Origin of the sequence: Actinomadura luteofluorescens, assembly GCF_013409365.1 — a bacterium.
Classification (GTDB): domain Bacteria; phylum Actinomycetota; class Actinomycetes; order Streptosporangiales; family Streptosporangiaceae; genus Spirillospora; species Spirillospora luteofluorescens.
This window is the reverse complement of sequence record NZ_JACCBA010000001.1, coordinates 3,326,708-3,340,947: the sequence shown is the minus strand read 5'-3', so window position 1 is coordinate 3,340,947 and position 14,240 is coordinate 3,326,708. Positions and strand designations below refer to the sequence as shown.

Annotated in this window: 12 protein-coding genes; 5 read left to right on the top strand and 7 right to left on the bottom strand. The window is 74.1% G+C overall.

Annotation, left to right across the window (positions count from 1 at the left end):
• Positions 1-460: 460 nt before the first annotated feature.
• Positions 461-1,678: an MFS transporter gene (locus tag BJY14_RS15365; RefSeq protein WP_246396763.1), complete on the top strand. Its 1,218-nt coding sequence runs from the start codon at positions 461-463 to the stop codon at positions 1,676-1,678.
• Between the two features lie 115 nt (positions 1,679-1,793).
• Positions 1,794-2,417: an RNA 2',3'-cyclic phosphodiesterase gene (gene thpR, locus BJY14_RS15360; protein ID WP_179844231.1), complete on the top strand. Its 624-nt coding sequence runs from the start codon at positions 1,794-1,796 to the stop codon at positions 2,415-2,417.
• Here the strand turns inward: thpR and BJY14_RS15355 are convergent.
• From BJY14_RS15355 to BJY14_RS15345, 4 genes are all read right to left on the bottom strand, one after another.
• The gene (locus BJY14_RS15355) at positions 2,354-4,477 is read right to left on the bottom strand and encodes a hypothetical protein (RefSeq protein WP_218905390.1); all 2,124 of its coding nucleotides are present in this window, start codon (positions 4,475-4,477) and stop codon (positions 2,354-2,356) included. The two genes, thpR and BJY14_RS15355, sit on opposite strands and share 64 nt — an antisense overlap.
• Positions 4,478-4,619: 142 nt before the next feature.
• Positions 4,620-5,654 (bottom strand): YjiK family protein, encoded by a 1,035-nt coding sequence (locus tag BJY14_RS15350; RefSeq protein WP_246395923.1) that lies wholly within the window; start codon positions 5,652-5,654, stop codon positions 4,620-4,622.
• 50 nt (positions 5,655-5,704) lie between these two features.
• The gene (locus BJY14_RS46525; RefSeq protein WP_258944711.1) at positions 5,705-5,836 is read right to left on the bottom strand and encodes a hypothetical protein; all 132 of its coding nucleotides are present in this window, start codon (positions 5,834-5,836) and stop codon (positions 5,705-5,707) included.
• 10 nt (positions 5,837-5,846) lie between these two features.
• Positions 5,847-6,038: a hypothetical protein gene (locus BJY14_RS15345; protein WP_179844229.1), complete on the bottom strand. Its 192-nt coding sequence runs from the start codon at positions 6,036-6,038 to the stop codon at positions 5,847-5,849.
• A 266-nt stretch (positions 6,039-6,304) separates the two neighbouring features.
• Between BJY14_RS15345 and BJY14_RS15340 the strand changes: the two genes are divergently transcribed.
• Positions 6,305-7,393, top strand: a complete 1,089-nt coding sequence (locus tag BJY14_RS15340; protein WP_179844228.1) for a hypothetical protein — start codon at positions 6,305-6,307, stop codon at positions 7,391-7,393.
• 122 nt (positions 7,394-7,515) lie between these two features.
• Entirely contained in the window at positions 7,516-8,268 is a 753-nt protein-coding gene (locus BJY14_RS15335) for a hypothetical protein (protein WP_179844227.1), read from the top strand.
• A 48-nt stretch (positions 8,269-8,316) separates the two neighbouring features.
• Here the strand turns inward: BJY14_RS15335 and serC are convergent, their stop codons facing one another.
• Positions 8,317-9,453 (bottom strand): phosphoserine transaminase, encoded by a 1,137-nt coding sequence (gene serC, locus BJY14_RS15330; protein WP_179844226.1) that lies wholly within the window; start codon positions 9,451-9,453, stop codon positions 8,317-8,319.
• Between the two features lie 44 nt (positions 9,454-9,497).
• The gene (locus tag BJY14_RS15325; RefSeq protein ID WP_179844225.1) at positions 9,498-9,875 is read right to left on the bottom strand and encodes a hypothetical protein; all 378 of its coding nucleotides are present in this window, start codon (positions 9,873-9,875) and stop codon (positions 9,498-9,500) included.
• Positions 9,876-10,045: 170 nt separating this feature from the next.
• On the opposite strand from BJY14_RS15325, the gene BJY14_RS15320 reads away from it, so the two are divergent.
• Positions 10,046-12,934 carry an ABC transporter substrate-binding protein gene (locus BJY14_RS15320; protein WP_179844224.1) on the top strand — a complete coding sequence of 963 codons (2,889 nt, stop codon included), beginning with the start codon at positions 10,046-10,048 and terminating at the stop codon, positions 12,932-12,934.
• Between the two features lie 70 nt (positions 12,935-13,004).
• On the opposite strand, the gene BJY14_RS15315 is transcribed toward BJY14_RS15320, so the two are convergent.
• A complete protein-coding gene (locus tag BJY14_RS15315) occupies positions 13,005-14,117 on the bottom strand; it encodes a citrate synthase 2 (RefSeq protein ID WP_179844223.1) in 1,113 nt (370 codons plus the stop codon).
• Positions 14,118-14,240: the final 123 nt, after the last annotated feature.

Genomic DNA, 14,240 nt, shown 5'->3' with positions numbered 1-14,240 from the left:
CGCTTGATCAGGTTTTCTCGCGCTTGCCGGAATGCGGGCGTCGCGATTACCGTTAGCCTTGGTAATGACTTCTGCTAACGAAACCCCCGACGAACCCGAGGGGCCCGCGACGCGCGGGGCCCGCGGGCGGCGGGCCGCACACCCGGCCCGGACCGCCGCCCTCGCGAGCCCCGCCCGCTCCCGCCGTCGCCGCCCCTCCCCGCGTCCCGCCGCGCACGCGCCCGCCCGCCCCGCCGCGCGCCCGGACGCCACCGCCTCCACCGCGCCCGCCGCGCCCACTGCCCCCGCCGCGACCGTGACGGACAAGGCCGGACCGTTCCAGGAGGCCGTGGCGGACGTCCCGGAGCCCACGCCCGCGCCCGGACCGGACGCCCCCGGGACCCCGAGCCCGGAACGGCCCGACCGCGCCGAGACGCCCGAGGAACCCGCGGAGCCCGAGGAGCCCGAAGGCCGCGCCGGCATGTTCCGCTCCCTCCGCAACCACAACTTCCGCCTGTACACCGCGGGCCAGGTCGTCTCCAACACCGGGACGTGGATGCAGCGGATCGCGCAGGACTGGCTCGTCCTCGATCTCGCCCACGGCAGCGGCACCGCGCTCGGCATCACGACCGGCCTGCAGTTCCTGCCGATGCTGCTGTTCGGCCTGTGGGGCGGCGTCATCGCCGACCGCTACTCCAAGCGCCGCGTGCTGATGCTGACGCAGGTGTCGATGGGCGTGCTCGCGCTGATCCTCGGCCTCCTCGCGATCTCCGGCACGGCGCAGGTGTGGCACGTGTACGTGCTGGCGTTCGGGCTCGGCGTCGCGACCGTCGTGGACAACCCGACCCGCCAGACGTTCGTGGTCGAGATGGTCGGCAAGCGCGACCTGCCGAACGCGATCGCGCTGAACAGCGCCACCTTCAACGGCGCGCGGCTGCTCGGCCCGGCCGTCGCCGGCGTGCTGATCGCGCTGATCGGCACCGGCCCGGTCTTCCTGGTGAACGCGGCGTCGTTCGGCGCCGTCCTGCTCGGCATCTACGCCATGCGGGGGGACGAACTGCACCAGGCCGCGCCGGTTAAGCGCGCCAAGGGCCAGCTCCGCGAGGGGCTCCGCTACGTGCGCGGGCGCCGCGACCTGATGCTCGTGCTCATCCTCATCGGCTTCCTCGCCACGTTCGGCATGAACTTCAGCACTACGGTCGCCCTGGTGGCCAAGGAGGTCTTCCACAGCGACGCCTCCGCGTTCGGCCTCGCGTCGAGCATGCTGGCGCTGGGCGCGCTCAGCGGCGCCCTCCTGGCCGCCCGGAGGGTGGCCCGGCCCCGGCTGCGGCTGCTGGTGGTGATGGGCCTGGTGTTCGGGGCGCTGGAGGTCCTCACCGGCCTGATGCCGACGTACTGGTCGTTCCTGGCGCTGCTGGTGCCGACCGGCATCGCGATGATGACGATCATGACGGCGGCGAACGCGTCCGTCCAGCTCGGGGTCGCGCCCGAGATGCGCGGCCGCGTCATGGCCCTCTACATGCTGGTGTTCCTCGGGACGAACCCGCTGGGCGCGCCCGCGGTCGGCTGGCTGGCCGAGCACTTCGGCGCGCGGGCCTCCCTCGTCCTCGGCGGGCTGGTCTCCGTCGTCGCCGCCCTCGCCGTGGGCGCCCTGGCCGCGCGGTGGAGGGCCGACGAGCGCCGGGTCGCCGCGCGGTAAAGGGCCGCGCGCGGTTCATAAAACCGGCTGTGTACGGCGATTCGGTTGGCCCTATTTGCGTGACAAGGAACGCCGCCTGCTGAAAGGCTGGCGGGGTGGCCCTGTGGAAGCGTTCATGAGGCTTTTCGTGGCGCTCGTCCCGCCGCCGGACGTCCTGGACGAGCTCGCGGAGGCCGTCCGGCCCCATCTCGGAACGGTCTCCGAGCTGCGCTGGATCCGGCGCGACCTGCTGCACGTCACGCTGACGTTCCTCGACGAGGTCGACGACCGCACCCTGGAGCGCCTGCTCCCGAGGCTGGAACGCGCCGTCCGCCGCCATGAGCGGATGACGCTGTCGCTGGCGGGCGCGGGCGCGTTCCCCGGCAACGGCGCGCACGCCCGCGTCCTGTGGACGGGCCTGTACGGCGACCGGCGCGCCCTGGCGAGGCTCGCCGCCTCCACCACCGCCGCGGGCCGCCGCGTCGGGACGATCCCCGACAAGCACCGCGGCTTCCGCCCGCACATGACGCTGGCGCGGTCCCGGCGGCCGGTGGACGTGCGGTCGCTCGTCGAGGCGCTGTCATCGTTCGCGGGCATGCCGTGGACGGCGGACACCGTCCAGCTGGTGCGCAGCCACCTGCCGGGCAAGGACAACACCCAGCTGGAGTACGAGCCTCTGATGGCGTGGCCGCTGCGTCACAGCTCCGGCGGGGGAGGGGCGGGGCGGTCGGCGTCCGGCGGGCCCCAGGGGACGCCGTAGCGCTCGCAGGCGCGGCGCAGCTCGCCGAGGTCGGGCGGGAACGTGATCTGGCGCAGCACCCGCCCGGACGGCCCCCACACCACGAGCCGGGGCATCCGCTCGACGGCGTCGTCGATGCCGACGCCGCCGAGACGGTCGCGGGCCAGGTCCCACTCGACCCGGCCGCGCCGGGTGACGACGGCGACCCCGGCGGACGACACCCGCAGCTGCGACCGGTTGCGGTCGTACAGCCAGTAGCCGAGAAGCCCGATCAAGAGCCCGGCCGGCATCGACCACAGCGCCGTGGCGTTGAACCCGCCCAGGTCGGGGCCGAGCCACACCGCGCCCAGCAGCGCCACCGCCTCGCACAGCAGGACGCTCATCCCGTAGGTGCCGACGCGGGACCGGCGGGTCGCGTCGAGGACCGTGCCCGGCGCGGTCACCGGGCTGGGCGGAGTGTGGACGGGGAAGACGAGATCGGGCTCGCCGGACGGCTCCGGCCGGGACGCCGCCCCCTCCTGCGCGACGCCCTGCGCCGGCAGGGCCGCGGCGGGCGCCGGGTCGGGGGCCGACAGCGAGGACATGGCCGAGTGGAACGCGGCGCTCAGGTAGGCGTCGTACTCGGCGTCGTTGACGGGGAGCCCGGCGCGGCGGGCCGAGTCGCGCAGGTCGGTGCGGGAGATCCGCAGCGACGACAGCGGCGCCGAGAAGAACTCGTCGCCGTCGGAGTCGTACAGCCGGACCCAGGCGTGCCCGGAGACGGTCAGCAACTCGATGCCGCCGATGCGGTCCTGGGGCATCTTCAGCACGACGTCGCCGGCGGCGTCGGCCCAGCCGAGCCCGTCGCCCTCCACGACCAGGCGCCCGCCGGGCACCTGCGCGAAGATCTCCGGCAGCCCTTCGAGCCCGTAGTCGGGACGGCGCGGCGACCGCGCCCCGGGGGTGATCACGCGGTAGCCGTGGTCGTCGAGGGCGTGCGCGAGCTGGAAGCCGTCCAGGCCGTGGGCGGGCAGCCGGGCCACCAGCTCCAGCCGGTGCCCGAACGCCAGCGCGGCGAGGTCGGCGCGGCGCGGCTCGCCGCTCACCGGGTCCAGGCGCAGGCCGGGCCCGACGACGACCGCGGCGACGCTCTCGGCGCGCAGGTCCTGGGTCTCGCGGCGGCGGCCGGGGCGGGCCCGCACCAGCAGCCGCTCCGCCGTGATCGTCCAGCGGACCTGTGCGGCCCGCAGCAGCCGGCGGCGGGCCGCGAGGACGCCGCCGATCGCGGCGAGCGCCCAGCAGCCCGCGGCGAGCCGGGCGCCGAACTCGCCCGTCCCGTCCAGCGCGATCCGGACGATCATGACGGCGCCGAGCACGGCGGTGAGCGCGCCGAGGAGCACGATCCGGCGGCGGCTCGGGAGCGGCTCCGGCGTGGCCAGCCGCTGCTCGTCGGGTGCCGCGCGGGACGCGCGGCGGGAGAGCGGCTCGGGGGGCGGCTCGTGCGCCGCGGCCAGCAGGGCGGCCTCCTGGTCCAGCAGCCGCTTCTCGGCGGCGTGGTCGCGCGGCAGGGGGCCGCCGCCGGGGACGTCGTCCTCCAGCCCGGACACGCGCAGGGCCTCGTCGAGCGCGGGGTCGAGCAGGTCGGAGGCCTCGCCGTCCAGGACGTGCATGGGGATGCCGAGCCTGCGGGCCGCCACGAACACCGCGAGCGGCTCCAGGCCCATCGCCGTCATCCCGCCCACGGCGGTGCGGCCGAACCGGTGGAAGACGGTCAGGACGCCGTCGCCGGTGGTGATGGCCAGGCCGTCGAGCCGGGACCGCTCGTAGGAGACCATCGTCAGCCCGCCGGGGCCGACCCGCTCCAGCCCGGCCGCCGACAGCCGCCAGTACGGGCGCGGGCGGCGGCGGCGCGCCTCCGGGACCGCCCCGAGCAGCCACGGGAACGCGGCGACGGCGCCGATCAGCGCGGCCCACAGCCACACCGGCCGGATCGGCAAAAGCGCCAGCGCCACCGCGAGGACGGTGAAGGGACCCGCGGCGACGGGGCGCCACCGGCCGCCGGATCCCGCGAGGCCCACCAGCTCATGCTCCACAGTCCGCATCCTCACACGGGTCCCCGCGGGACCGTCGCCCCCTTCCACGATCCGGTCGCCCTCCGGAACCGACATCCATCGCGCCGGTCAGGTCCGGGCTCCACCGCCGTCACATGAGTCTCACCGGTCGCGTGAGCACGCCGCCGCCGTCTCACCGCCGCCGCCGCACCAGGCCGTAGCCGACCGCCGCCGTGATCCCGAGGGCGAGGAACAGCGCCATCCGGGTGTCGGCCGAGTCCAGCCGGCCGTCGGTGGCGTCCTTCCCCGCGCCCGCCGCCTTCCCGGGGGAGGGCGCCGGGGCCGGGCGCGCCCTCTCCGGCAGCGGCAGCCGGTACACCGGCTGGTTCCTGCCCTCGGAACCCACCAGCAGCGACCTCCCGTCGGCGGTGTAGGTCACTGACTCGCCCTGCTTCTGGGCGGGCACGCCGAGGGACTCGATCGTCTTGCCGGGCCGGCCGTCGGCGCCGACCGAGTACAGGCGGGCGCCGAAGTAGGTGCGGATGACGCAGGTCCGCCCGTCGGGGGCGAACGCGCCGTCGGTCGCGATCGCCGGGGCGTCCCCGACCTTGCGCAGCACGTTGAAGCCGCCGGTCCGCAGCCGCGCCGGCGCCTCGTAGATCTTGCCGCCGAACAGCTTGCTGACGATGTAGAGCCGGTTCGTGCGCGGGTTGATCATCATGGTCTCGGCGTTGCGCGGCCCGTCCTCGTACTTGATCCGGAACCGGGTCGCCGGGAGCGTCCGGCTCACCAGCCGGGTGGGCTCGGTGATCCGGTAGACGGTCACGTACGGCCAGGCGCCGCCGAGGTTGTCGCCGATGTCCGCCACGAAGATCGCCGGACGGCCGCGGCCGTCCTTGCCGATCGCCATCGCCTCCCAGTCGCGGGCCCCCGCGCCGGCGAGCGTGAGCACGGCGACGACCCGCCCGTCCGGACCCAGCGCGTAGACCTTCGGGACGCCGCCGGAGTCGTTGTGGGTGTAGACGACGCCCGGGTGCAGGGCGCTGGCGGCCAGCCCGCTGGACTCGGTGATCCGCTCGTCCCTGATCGTGAAGGCGACCGTGTCGCCGCGGGCGGTGCCGGCGGCGGCGGTGCCGGCGGAGGCGGGGGTGGGGCAGAGCAGGCAGACCGGGGCGCCGGCGAGGGCGATCGCGGTGCCCGCGCGGACGGCGGTCCGGCGTGCTGACATGGATCGATCATCCCCGTTCCGCGCCCCGACGATCACCTGATCCGCGCCGCTCAGCCCAGCAGCGCCCCGACGACCACGGCCAGGATGAGCGCGGTCAGCACGGTGGGCAGCAGCCATTGGGGCGCGCGGTTCACGCCCCTGAGCTTATTCGGCCTCCCGGCCGTCTCGAACCGTCCACCCATGATCTGCATCTCATCCCGAGGGCAGGACCGGCGCCGCGAAGAGCGCACCGGAGAGCGTCCAGGGGCCGAGCGAGTACTCGCCCCTGCGCGACCGGCGGACGATCATGATGCCCAGGGCCACGAGGCCGCCGGGCAGGCAGGTCGCCAGCAGCCCGATCACCCGCGCGTCCCGCCCTAACCGGCCGAGGCGGAGACCGAGCACGCCGGACGGCCTGACGTCCCCATCCCGATCCCGGCCGGGACCAGCAGCATCGGGTCGGGCAGGCGACGGACGGGTTCCCGCACGTCGCTGATTTCCAGGGCGGCGCGCATGCGGCGCTGGTCGCGAATGGTAAACCGTACCTTTACAGCTTTATTCCGACCTGGTCAGATCCTTGAATCCGCCAGGTCGGACCTCACCGTGCCGCCGGCCCGGGGCCCCCGAGCATCGTCTCTGGCGGCGTGCACCGCACGAAGGAGGTCGGAAGAGTGATTCGTCCACGGCTGCTGCTCGTGTACCGCACGAAGGACACCGGGCTGCTGGGCAGCGGAGCCGGGGTGATCGATCGCACCGGCCCCGTACCGCGCCTGCTCATCCGTACCGATGAGGGGTTAGTAGTCCACGACGTGACGGCCGAGGGAGCCCGGTCCGCCGATCCGGTGGCCTTCTTCCCCGGTCGCGCCAGTGGACGGCCGATCATCGGGGCCGGTCCGGTCGCCCCGGACCTGTCCCACGCCGTGCTCGTGGACGCGAGTTCCTACCGGCTCGTCACGCGGGACGGGACGCTGCTGTGGGAACGCCCGGAGGCGGGCCCGGCGGGCAACCCCGTCCGCTACGTGCGCTGGGTCCAGCCGTCCGGGGCCGAACCGCGGGTGTGGCTGGCCGTCCCTCCCGACCCGGCGGCGGCCGGCGGAACGGACCCGCACAAAGCGATCGACCTGGCGCTCTTCAGCGTCGCGGGCGACGAGATCGACCGGCTGACCGTCCCGATCGGCGGCCGGCAACGTTCGGTCGACCTCGTCGTGGGGCCTGACGCACGCCCCTTGGCGGTGGGCGTCCGCGTCGCCGCCCGGGCGACGACCTTCCGGGTCGGCTCCGGCGGCGCGGTCCCGCACGCCGCGGATCGCGCGCTCCTGGACGGCGACCTCTCCGGCTCCGGATTCGTCACCATCGGGCTGAGCGACAGCGGCGACACCACCGACGCGCGATGGCACGCCGCCCGCGGAGACGGCACCGCCACCATGGTCACCTGCGCCGACCTCCTCGCGTCCGAACAGGACACCGAACCGGTGCACATCGCCCCCAACCTCACCAGCCACAGCGGCGGCCATCTGAGCGACGATCTCCTGCTCCTCGCAATGGAGGACGCCTATGACGAGATCGAGACCGAGCTCTTCGGCGCGGAGCGCTGGCGCCCGTCCAGCCACTGGCTGGTGAGCTCCGGACGGCCGCTGGGAATGATCGCCTATCCCGACCAGAGCCACCCTGACGACCTCACTCCGGCCGTGCCGTTCAGAGACGGGACGTGGCTGACCCATGGACGTGACGTGCTCTACCGCTGGGGCCTCGACCGCTGAGCGAGGCGGGCCATTCCGCAACTGATCCGACTCACACGGTCAGGTTTCCGTACACCGGCTGGCGTGGCCGCGGCCGCCGCCGGAGGTCACGCCCGGTGGACGGGGCCTCGAACCGTCCGCCCATGGTCCGCATCTCATCCTGCATGTGCGGATTGTTCGGGATGGTGCGCTCGCCGTTCGCGGCCGACCCGGGTCGGGCGTCGGACGTGTTCGTCATGCTGGGCGCGCTCGCCGAGGAGCGGGGGACCGGCTCGGCCGGCCTGGCGCTGCTCGGCGCCCAGCCGGGGCTCGGCGGGGCCGGCGGCGCGGGCTGCCGGGTGGTGAGCGGGCGCGGCGGGTTCTCGGGGGTCTGGCGGCCGGAGCTCCTGTCCGAGCTCGACCGCGCCGCCGTGGCCATCGGGCACACCCGCCGGGCGGCGCCGGGCTCCCCGGCCGAGATCATCGGGGTCGTCCAGGCCCTGGCCGGACGGGGCGCGCTGGCGTGGGTCGAGCGCGACCGCCCCACCGAGGTGCACCTGGCGCGCGGGGCGCTCAGCCCGCTGACCATGGCGGTGGACACCGACCAGAACATCTACTGGGCGTCCGAGCCGCGCTGGTTCCGGGAGGTCGAGCGGCACACCCGGGTCCGGTTCGCCACCGTCGTGCTGCTGCGCGAGGGCGCCTACCTGAAGGTCGGCATGGAGCGGCGCCCCGGGCGGCGCGACCTGCCCGAGGTCCTCGCGACGGCCTTCGCGCCCGCGGCGCGGGAGACCGGAACGGGCCCGCACGCCGGGACGTGCTTCACGCCGGCCGGCGCCGAAGGGGACCGCGCCGGCCTGCTCCAGCGCGTGGTGGAGCGGGCGGGCGGCACCGGCGGTCTGCTGACCGTCGCCTGAACCGGCCCTCGGGGGAGCGGCGTGGCCCCCCGAGGGCTCCGGCTCGTCTCAGAGGCGCTCGACGACGTAGTCGACGCAGGCGGTCAGCGCCTCGACGTCGCCCGGGTCGATCGCGGGGAACATGCCGATGCGCAGCTGGTTGCGGCCCAGCTTGCGGTACGGCTCGGTGTCGACGATGCCGTTGGCGCGCAGCGTCTTGGCCACGGCGGCCGCGTCCACGTCGTCGTTGAAGTCGATCGTGCCGACGACCTGCGAACGCTGCGCCGGGTCGACCACGAACGGCGCCGTGTAGGACGTCTTCTCGGCCCACGTGTACAGCCGCTGGGACGAGTCGGCCGTGCGGGACGTCGTCCAGCCGAGGCCGCCCTGACCGTTCATCCACTCGATCTGCTCGGCGAACAGCAGCAGCGTGGCCACGGCCGGGGTGTTGTACGTCTGGTCCTTGGCGGAGTTGTCGACGACCGTCTTCAGGTTGAAGAACTCCGGGACGTACCGGTCGGACATGGCGATCTCGTCGATCCGCTCGAGCGCCGCCGGGGACGCGAGCGCGACCCACAGGCCGCCGTCGGCCGCGAAGCACTTCTGCGGCGCGAAGTAGTAGACGTCGGTCTCGGACACGTCCACGGGCAGGCCGCCCGCGCCGGACGTGGCGTCCACCAGGACGAGGCCGTCCCGCGCGGTCGTGCCCTCCGGGCGCCTGATCGGCATGGCGACGCCGGTCGAGGTCTCGTTGTGGGTGAGCGCGTAGACGTCCACGTCCTCCTCGGCGGACGCCTCGGGGTGCGTTCCGGGCGGGCTGGAGATGACGGTGGGGTCGCCCAGCCAGGGCGCGCCGGTGGTGACCTTGGCGAACTTGCTGGAGAACTCGCCGAAGGTCAGGTGCTGCGACCGCTGGCGGACGAGGCCGAACGCGGCCGCGTCCCAGAACGCCGTGGTGCCGCCGTTGCTGAGCAGGACCTCGTACCCCTCGGGCAGCGAGAAGAGCTCGGCCAGCCCCTCCCGGACGCGGCCGACGAGGGACTTCACCGGCTTCTGCCGGTGCGAGGTGCCCATGTAGGTCGAGCCGGACTCGGCGAGGGCGGCGAGCTGCTCGGGACGGACCTTGGAGGGACCGCACCCGAAACGGCCGTCGGCGGGCCTGAGATCGGCGGGAATGTCGATGGTGGGATTCGCGCTGTCGGTCACTCACCCGAGGCTATCTGACCTGCGGTGGAGATCGTGGGCCGAGTTCACATGCCGAGACGCCGGCGGCGCCAGGCCCAGGTCAGCAGGGCGACCAGGCCGACGGCACAGGCGCCGCCGACGACGGCCGGAGGGTAGATCCAGGCGTCGCCCCTGGAGCGCGCCTCCACGGCCGTGGTGGCGGAGTCGTAGGTGAGGAACGCCAGGAAGAGCGCGGCGACCGCGACGGCGATCCGCCCGGCGACGGCGTTGGTGGCGCGGCGGCGCTCCTCACGCTCCGCGTCGAACCGCCTCAGTGCCTGCGCCGCCTCCGCCGCCTCCGAAACGGGGGCCGCGGGGCGCGCGACCGTGCCCGCCGCGGCGCCGGCCGCGGGGCCGATGTCGCCCTCGAGCGGTTCGTCGTCTCCGGCGGGGGCTTCTCTCATGGCGCCCATGATGACAAAGTGGCCGGGTTTCGGAAACCGGCGCATGATCAGTAAAAGGTTTCGATCCGATCGGCCTTTCGCCGCGTCCAAATCTGAAACGGGCACGGAAGGCGCGACTCGGGGGAGCGGCCGGGCAGAGGCGGGCGAGACACGGAAATGAGGCGTGGCGCATGGCGGGCGACGGCGACCGGATCCTGAGCGAGGATCGGCTGCGCGGGGTCCTCGACCTGTTCGAACGCCTTCGGGAGCGGCCGGCGTGGCGGTGGCGGGAGCGGCTGCGCCCCCTGCTCCTGCTGCTCGGGCCGGAGCGCGCCGCCTCCCACGCCGCCGAGATGCTCAAGTCCCGCTGCGAGGACGAGCGGGCCCCGGTGTCGCACATCGCCGCCGACACGCCCGCCTCCGACGTCGCGGGCGTGCTGCGCGAGGCCAAGCGCGAGCTGTCGCAGCCGAGCAGCCGCGCCCGGGGCGAGCCGGCGCTGCGGTTCCCGCTGCTGGAGATGGCGCTGTGGCTGCGCGACCTGCGGGAGATCCGGCTGGCCGGCGACCGCCCGCCGCCGCGCGGCGCGTCCTCGTCCGAGCGCGAGAACCACCTGCTCGTGAGGCGGCTGACGCACCCGCCGGTCGGGGACAACGAGAACGCGCGCCGCCGCGAGCTCAACCGGGTGATCCGGCGGCGCGGGCGGGACGTCCTGCGCGACCTCGAAGAGGTGCCCGGCAGGCGCGCCACCTTCTTATCCTTCCTGGAGCAGATCGCTCCCATCGGTATCGCGGTCGTCGCGCTGATCAGCGCCGGGACGGCGGCGGCGCTCGACCTCGCCTCGGCGGTGTTCGCGGCCGTCATCGGCCTGGCGTTCGTGACCGTCCAGATCGTCGCCCGGACTCGCGGCTGGTACGGGGTGCGGCGGTTCGGCTGGTTCCTGCGCCAGCCCTACGTCGACCGCGACTCCACCGGCTTCCTCGGGTTCGCGCTCGGCGTGTTCGACCCCCGCCCGGTCGAGCCGGACGACCACGGCGAGCAGCTCGACCTGCTGCTGGTCGCCGCGTTCCTGGAGGACCTGCGCCGCAACTACCGGCGCGACTACCGGCGGGCCGCGTGGGCCCGGGTCCGGTACCCGGTGCTGATCTTCGAGCACCTGTCCGCCGGGCACCCCGGGGTGGCGTTCGTGGAGCTGGCCGAGCGGGTCCGCGCCGACGGCCAGGCGAGCGGGCGGCTGCCCGGGTTCGATCCGCTCATCGTCGTCGCCGGGGTCGACCCGGCCGCCCCCGCGGGCGCCGACCCGTCCGGGCCCCGGCTGCTGGAGCGGCTCGCGCGGGCCGTCCGGGTGGACGTGGCGTCGGACGAGCCGCAGAGCGTCATCGCCGCGCGCGGCCTGTGGGACCGCTACACCCGCGAGCAGCGGCGCCTCGGCGCCCTCGGCTCGCGCCGCGAGCTGCGCGTGGACATCACCCGCGACCCCGGCGGCGACCTGCCGCCGGTGCGGCCGGTGCGGCGCCGCCCCCGGCTCGCCCATCCGGCGCTGCCGTGGATCGCCATGGTCGCGGTCGCCGCCGCGTCCGTCTCCGTCATCTCCGTGCAGGTGGAGCGGTACTGCTCGCCGTTCGACATCAGGCGGATGGAGAACGGCGAGTGCGTCGGGATCACCGACGGCTCGTACCGCTTCGGCAAGGACTCCGGCGGCAAGAACAACGACAACCGGCTCAACAAGGTCCTCCACCAGATCGAGTCGCTGAACGACCACGTGATGGAGTCCGGCACCCGGTACGCGACCGTGGTCTACCTCGGCCCGGTGACCGCCGACCCGGCGATCAAGAACAAGCGGATCGACCTGCTCGCGGGGGTGCAGGGCGAGCTGATCGGGCTGGCGATGGCGCAGAAGCGGTTCAACGACGCGGCCGAGGGGGACGACCTGCGGCTGCGGGTGCTGGTCGCCAACGCGGGCGCCAAGTTCCGCTACGCCGAGGACGTCGCCGAGCAGATCCGCGCGCGGGCGCTGAAGGACCGCACCATCGTCGCCGTGATCGGGTTCGAGCAGAGCCGCCGGCAGACCCAGCAGGCGATCAAGCTGCTGGCCAAGTCGGCGCTGCCCCTCATCGGCACCGCCAACAGCTTCGACGGGACGGCGCTGCTCGAAGGGGACGCGGGCTACTCGCCGTACTATTTCCGGCTCGCGTCCCCCAACGCCCGGACCGCCCGGCACGCCGCGTACTGGGCGCGGCGCGGCGACGTCGGCGGCAGGAAGGCGGACGACGCGGTCGTCATCTACGACGGCGACGAGGACGACGTCTACAGCGCGAACCTGGCGGCCGACTTCCAGCGGTCGTTCCGGCCGGGAAAGGCGCAAATGCGCCCGTACCGGGATCCGGGCGAGCTGAACAAGTCCGTCAGGGAGGTGTGCCAGAAGCGGCAGCCCGACCTGTTCTACTACGCGGGGCGGTCGGACGAGTTCCGCTCGTTCATCAACGTGCTGGAGCTGTTCTGCCCCAAGGAGCCGAAGCCGCTGGTCCTGGCCGACGACGAGATCGCCAAGTACGTCAGCGACAACGCCGGCGAGCTCGGCCGCAGGGGCACCTTCGACCTGTACTTCACGCCGCTGGCCGCCCGGGAGGCGTGGACGCGGCGCTGGATCGGCGACCAGCCCTTGCAGCCGTTCTACTCCGACTACGACCCGGCCCTCAAGGAGATGACCGACGACGACGACGCGTCCGGGCAGCGGCCGTCCATCACCCGCGCCGCCGTGAGCTACGACGCGGCGACCCTCCTGGCGACCGTGGCGAGCAGGGTGTACTGGCAGGAGAGGGCGCTGCCGTCGGCGGGCTCGGTGTTCGCCGCGCTCAACGACCCCGACCACGACGTCCTGCCCAAGGGAGCGAGCGGCGCGCTGCGGTTCGGTCCCCGCAGCGGCGGCCACCAGGTGGTCGACCGGCCGGTGATCCTCGCGACGATCCAGCGGGACGGGACGACGCAGGTCACGCAGGTGTGCGGCCGCCTCGTCCCCGGCGGCCCGGGCGGCGCCGACTGCCCGCCGGAGGACGAGGGGGCGGGCGCCCCGGAGAAGTGACCCGGGCACGGCAAAGGCCCCCGGTTCGACCGGGGGCCTCAGGCGCGTCGGGTGCGGGGGGCGGGCCGGATCAGCCGCCCTGGCGCTTGAGGACCTCCGCCGCGCCGGCGACCTCGTCGAGGGAGCGGGTGCCGGGGCCGGTGTAGCGGGCGCTCGGCCGGACGAGGCGGCCGGTGCGCTTCTGCTCCAGGATGTGCGCCGCCCACCCGGCGGTGCGGCCGCAGGTGAACATCGCGGGCATCATCGAGGTCGGGACCTCGGCGAAGTCGAGGATGACCGCGGCCCAGAACTCGACGTTCGTCTCGATCGGACGGTCCGGGCGGCGCTCGCGCAGCTCGGCCAGGGCCGCGTCCTCCAGGGCCTTGGCGGCCTCGAAGCGGGGCGCGCCCAGTTCCTTGGCGGTGCGGCGCAGCACGCGGGCGCGCGGGTCCTCGGCGCGGTACACGCGGTGCCCGAAGCCCATCAGCCGGTCGCCGGAGTCGAGGATGTCGGTGACGACCTTGCGGGCGTCGCCGAGCTGCTCGACCTTCTCGATCATCGGCAGGACGCGGGCGGGGGCGCCGCCGTGCAGGGGCCCCGACATGGCGCCGATCGCGCCGGACATGCTGGCCGCGACGTCCGCGCCGGTGGAGGCGATGACGCGCGCGGTGAAGGTGGAGGCGTTCATGCCGTGCTCGGCGGCCGAGACCCAGTACGCGTCGATGGCCCGGACGTGCTTGGGGTCGGGCTCACCGCGCCAGCGGACCATGAACCGCTCGGTGATGGTTCCGGACTCGTCGATCCGGTCCTGCGGGACCATCGGCTTGCCGACGCCCCGCGCGGACTGCGCCACGAACGACAGCGCCGTCACCGACACGCGGGCGAGGTCGGCGCGGGCCTCCTCGTCGGAGATGTCGAGCAGCGGCCTCATCCCGTACGCGGTGGCGAGGGTGGGGAGGGAGCTCTGCACGTCGACCCGCACGTCGCCGGAGGTGACCGGGAGCAGGTGCGGGTCGGCGGGGGCCAGGCCCGGGGTGAAGCTGTCGTCCACGAGGAGGCCCCAGGCGTCGCCGAAGGAGACACGCCCGACGAGTTCCTCGATGTCGACGCCCCGGTAGCGGAGGGCGCCGCCCTCCTTGTCCGGTTCCGCGATCTCCGTCTCGAAGGCGACGACTCCTTCGAGACCGGGTTTGAAGTCGGACATGTGTCGTCCTGCCTTTCGTCCCGTGTGATAAGGCGGTGCCGTGCCATTGAACCCTGCCCGCCTTACTGACCAGTACCCCGGGGTCCTGCAAGTTGCACAGGGCCCGGAAGTGAGAGGCTCTGA

Excerpts from the sequence above, each read along its gene's own strand:
- BJY14_RS15365 (WP_246396763.1), top strand. The coding sequence starts at position 461 with ATGTTCCGCTCCCTCCGCAACCACAACTTCCGCCTGTACACCGCGGGC.
- thpR (WP_179844231.1), top strand. The coding sequence starts at position 1,794 with ATGAGGCTTTTCGTGGCGCTCGTCCCGCCGCCGGACGTCCTGGACGAG.
- BJY14_RS15355 (WP_218905390.1), bottom strand. The coding sequence starts at position 4,477 with ATGCGGACTGTGGAGCATGAGCTGGTGGGCCTCGCGGGATCCGGCGGC.
- BJY14_RS15350 (WP_246395923.1), bottom strand. The coding sequence starts at position 5,654 with ATGTCAGCACGCCGGACCGCCGTCCGCGCGGGCACCGCGATCGCCCTC.
- BJY14_RS46525 (WP_258944711.1), bottom strand. The coding sequence starts at position 5,836 with ATGGGTGGACGGTTCGAGACGGCCGGGAGGCCGAATAAGCTCAGGGGC.
- BJY14_RS15335 (WP_179844227.1), top strand. The coding sequence starts at position 7,516 with ATGGTCCGCATCTCATCCTGCATGTGCGGATTGTTCGGGATGGTGCGC.
- BJY14_RS15325 (WP_179844225.1), bottom strand. The coding sequence starts at position 9,875 with ATGAGAGAAGCCCCCGCCGGAGACGACGAACCGCTCGAGGGCGACATC.
- BJY14_RS15320 (WP_179844224.1), top strand. The coding sequence starts at position 10,046 with ATGGCGGGCGACGGCGACCGGATCCTGAGCGAGGATCGGCTGCGCGGG.
- BJY14_RS15315 (WP_179844223.1), bottom strand. The coding sequence starts at position 14,117 with ATGTCCGACTTCAAACCCGGTCTCGAAGGAGTCGTCGCCTTCGAGACG.